1 pseudogene is annotated in these 363 nt (G+C 60.1%); it reads left to right on the top strand.

Features of this window, described 5'->3' with window-relative positions:
* Positions 1–141 precede the first annotated feature (141 nt).
* Positions 142–363 (top strand): annotated as a pseudogene (locus tag FJT57_RS15915) (hypothetical protein); the annotation flags it as partial.

The following is a 363-nucleotide window of genomic DNA, read 5'->3' as shown; positions in this document are numbered from 1 at the left end:
GAGATCGCCGCCGCCTATTACGACGATGAGATTACCTTCGATCAACTCAAAGCGCTCGTCGGCGCCGAGGAGGCGGCAAACCTCCGAGTGTTGAAACAGCAGTTGGACGAGGACTTCGTCGACGAGGTCGCCGACGCTTAGATGTCGCGGCTTATCGCAGACGCCTCCGCCCTCGTGAGTCTCGGGATCGTTACTGACGACGATCCTGATCCACTCGCACTCTGTCTCTCCCGGTACGAGGTCGTCGTCCCAACGGCGGTCATCGATGAACTCCGAGAGATTGCCTCGTACGATGACGTCCATGGACACGCCGCGTCCGCCGTCCTCGACCAAACGGAGTCATTCACGACACAGTCGGTGGAC

The organism is Halobellus captivus (genome assembly GCF_007655485.1).
Lineage (GTDB): Archaea > Halobacteriota > Halobacteria > Halobacteriales > Haloferacaceae > Haloquadratum > Haloquadratum captivum.
Note: the sequence above shows the minus strand (reverse complement) of the source record. Positions and strands in the feature narration are given on the sequence as shown.